We start from the raw sequence: 2,620 nt of genomic DNA on the forward strand, positions 1-2,620 counted from the left end.
GCTTCCGAATTGAGCTTTTGGAGACATCCCGATTGGATCCAACGCACGGCAAAGGCGCAAACAGAATGGTTGCACGTGGTGCGTCGTCTCCCCGATGCGATCTTCCCTGCCGTCGACCAGATCACGTTGGACGTGCAACAAAGTCGACGACATCTGGCGGACACGATTTTGGCGTCCACGGTATCGTCGGACGTCAATTCGATCGAGCATCGACAGGATGGGGACGCACACGATTCGGTCGTGTCAGCGTTGTCGGATTTCGAAAAGGTCGTCAAGGAACGGCGAGTCATTTTGGCGGGTTTGGTCGATGCATGGCAAACGCGAGATCGAGCGTTTTCGGAACTGCCTTATCTGTTCCAATCGATCGATGAAGAGGCAACGACCTTCGGAACGCATGAAGAACATGACGCTCACGAGGCAAATCTGAACGATGTCATCGCGCTGGACACGTTGCTGAATGAGTTCATTGATGGCAAACAGGTTTGGTCGACGAAGACTCACGACCAGATCGTGATCGCATCCAAACGGGCAGGCCAGTTCTTGGAACACATCGGCGGTTCTTTTCAAGCAGCAACGGCGTCGATGTTGTTGACTTCCGATCCCTATCAGGCGATGCGTGCGGAGAAACAGCTTCGTGAGACGGACGAAAAGCTGGCGATGGAGCCCTTCGAGCCCTTGTCTCAGTCTTTGGAACATGATCACGAGCACGAATCCGAATCGGACAAACACATCAGCAACGATTTCTTGGCGATTCTGTTGGGCTTGGATCCGGATGAGACCAGCCCATCGGACGTGCGGCGACGTTTGCGTTCGTTGACATCGGTTGATCACGACCACGCCTGGCGACATGTGGTTTCGATTGTGGTGGACGAAGCGTTTTCGCAAGTGATTGCGGATCATCAGCGAACGTCTCGGCAGTGGCGATTGGCTTGTCGAATCGACGAGGTGCTGGGCGATTTCTGGTACGCACCGACGAGCAACGGCGTGGCCTACTTTGACGCAACCGCTCAAACGTTGTTGAAATTGGCCCAACCCGAAAACAATGAGACTTCGGATTGGAAATCGATCGAGCGTTCGGTGACGGCCAAGATGGAAGCCCGCCGGACGGCGTCGACCAAGGGCTTGATCGTCCGCGCCACTTCGCAGCCATCCTTCTTGGATCAACAGACCCAATCGGTTTCGGTGAGGCTTGATACGGCGGACGGCCAGGGGGATCTTCCCGAGGGAATTGCGGTGATGTCGATTCACCGAAACGGCATCAAAACGTCCGATGCTCAGCAAGCGGTGTCGATCCAAGCGACCGATGCACCAACCAACCTGGAACTGACGTTGGCCGTCGATCAAAAGCGGGCCTCGTTGGCGGAGGTGAACTTTCGCGGCAACCGCTATCAATCCTCCGTCATGTCATCGGGCACGGCGTTTGGCGTGACCAGTCGAGGTCAAACGGTCCAAACAGGGGCCAAGGTCACGATTCGAGATGCGATGGATGCTGGGCGTGCGATCACGTTTGTGATGGATTGTTCGGCGTCCATGAACGATCCTCTCGGCGAAGAGATGGGGCGTTCGGCATGGGGGGCACAACGTGCGAGTAAGTTCGAAGCCGCACGATCAGCGGTTTACGAAATGATGCGGAGGCTGCAGCCTGGCCCGTCAAAGGTTGGATTGGTTTTGTATGGTCATCGAATGGCAATTCGTGCAGGCGATCCCGCCAAGGATTCGGGCGATGGAGGTGGGCAAACAACTCTGTTGCAGAAACGCTATCACAAGCGTTTTCCATTTTCACCGACAATCCAACCATTCGAAGATGTCGAGGTGGCGCTGCCGACCGGGCGCTTTGACATCGCGGAATTGGAACTCGCCCGTCAACACTTTGACGCAGCCGTTCCGTGGGGCCAAACGCCGCTTTATCTATCAATTTGGAAGGCGATGGAGGACATCAGCCGAACGGGTGACGGTGTTCGCAAAGACGTGGTGGTGATCTCGGATGGTCGCAACTACCAATTCAATCCAACTCCCGAAGCAATTTTCTCGATTGGTCAGTTGGTGACTCGGGCGAAGACATTGGGCGTCCAAGTGCATGTCATTGGGTATGGGCTGGCCGGCCACGAGGCCGCGGCCGCCGCGGTTGAGTTCGAAGCTCTCGCGAGCGGCACCGGTGGTCAATCGATCACGGATATCAAAGAAGCGACGGAGTTGCTCAAGCGATTGGAAGAGTTGTCGTCGTCCGAATCATTCGAGTTGCACTTGGCTGATGGAACGAAACACGTTGGCACGTTTGGCGACACGATCACGCTGCCGGAAATTCAGTCCGTCAACACGGCCGTGACGGCGACCGTTGGCGACCAATCGACCGTGCTCGCTGTATCGCCGGGCGAACAGTTGGATTTGATCGCCAACCAAATGGAGCACCCACTGGCGACATTGCCGTATCTCAATGGGGCTCCTCAATTCAGCGTGTTGGCAACGACCGAGGGGCATGCCACTTCGGTGCGGATGGGAGTGCACACGCCGACAATCCAAGAGAATCGATGTCGTTTTCAGTTGTCGATGCAACGAACCGACGCACAGGTCGCTGACCGTCCACTTTCGATGTGGGTGGAGGTTCATCCGGTGCGGCAGG

General features: G+C 56.2%; 1 pseudogene. It reads left to right on the top strand.

The annotated features are described in order from the left end of the window. Window positions 1-75: 75 nt before the first annotated feature. Window positions 76-2,620 (top strand): annotated as a pseudogene (locus tag ACF8AM_RS05860) (VWA domain-containing protein); the annotation flags it as partial.

The sequence above is a fragment of the Rhodopirellula sp. JB055 genome, assembly GCF_043100905.1.
Taxonomy (GTDB): domain Bacteria; phylum Planctomycetota; class Planctomycetia; order Pirellulales; family Pirellulaceae; genus Rhodopirellula.